Annotated in this window: 2 protein-coding genes; one reads left to right on the top strand and one right to left on the bottom strand. The window is 41.1% G+C overall.

The features are described from left to right. Positions 1-363 (bottom strand): Na+/H+ antiporter NhaA (locus tag A3729_RS28705; RefSeq protein ID WP_231877527.1); only part of this gene is annotated, 363 nt, incomplete at its 3' end. 261 nt (positions 364-624) lie between these two features. Between A3729_RS28705 and A3729_RS28700 the strand changes: the two genes are divergently transcribed. Continuing rightward, positions 625-951, top strand: coding sequence for a hypothetical protein (locus tag A3729_RS28700; RefSeq protein WP_068515457.1), 327 nt, complete (start codon positions 625-627; stop codon positions 949-951). Positions 952-966 lie beyond the last annotated feature (15 nt).

The raw sequence follows: 966 nt of genomic DNA, 5'->3' as shown, positions 1-966 counted from the left end.
CGCCGGATTTTGTTGATTTAAGCTAACATAAACTAAAGCGGGAGCAATGATGCCCGCCACAGCGGCAATAGCAGGTAGTATTATCTGGTCTTTTGAAGATAAGTGGCCTTCAATAATTTCTCGTTTAACTTCTAGGCCGACCAAGAAAAAGAACAGTGCCATCAAGCCATCATTGACCCAAAGCAATAGCGGTTTAGCAATTTCAAAGGAGCCGAATTGAATGGTGACGGGTAAGTTAAGCACACCTTGGTAGAAACCATTGAAAGCTGTATTCGCCATGATGAGTGCCGCCAAAGCCGCGAGAATTAATAGAATTCCCCCTGCTGCGTCATGCTCAACCATTTCTCGAAAAACTTTTGTCATAGGTAGGTCCTTGCTTTAAATGATGAGAAGACATTTATATGCTTTTACCTAGCTATGAAAAAGTCGAATATTCAGCTCAATATGATCGAAAAAAACTGATCAATTTTTTTTGGATCTTTAACCAAACGGCTGGGGGAAAGCATGGATTTAAATTGCCACTCATAAATACTTCGGATACTTCGAAGTATTTATGAGTGAATAACTTATGGATACCTAGGGTAGTTGGTCGTTAGCATAGTAAAAAAACACGGAGTTGAAATTATGCTGTACCTAAATGTAAGTGAGCACGTAATGCGTAACTGGAGCAGAACAGTCGATCTTTACTATTCCTTTCACCTGAGTGGCATTAACACTGATATTGAATCAGTAAATCTGTTGATAGAGGAACGCCAACAAGAACATGATAATAGAGCTCTTTACTACTGTGAGCTGAATATTCACCCATGTGTAGGGGAGCACTTACAGCTAGCGGTAGAGAGCGAAAATTGTGGTGTCGCGATTGAACAGAGCTTTGCCAAAGCAAAACGTTATATGCTGCGCCGCATGCGCGGAATTTCAGATGAAGCGGCAGCTAAGATGCTTGGCTAATAGATGAAAAGCTTC

The organism is Oleiphilus sp. HI0043 (assembly GCF_001634935.1).
The sequence above is the reverse complement of the archived record's forward strand: the minus strand, read 5'-3'. Positions and strand labels throughout refer to the sequence as shown.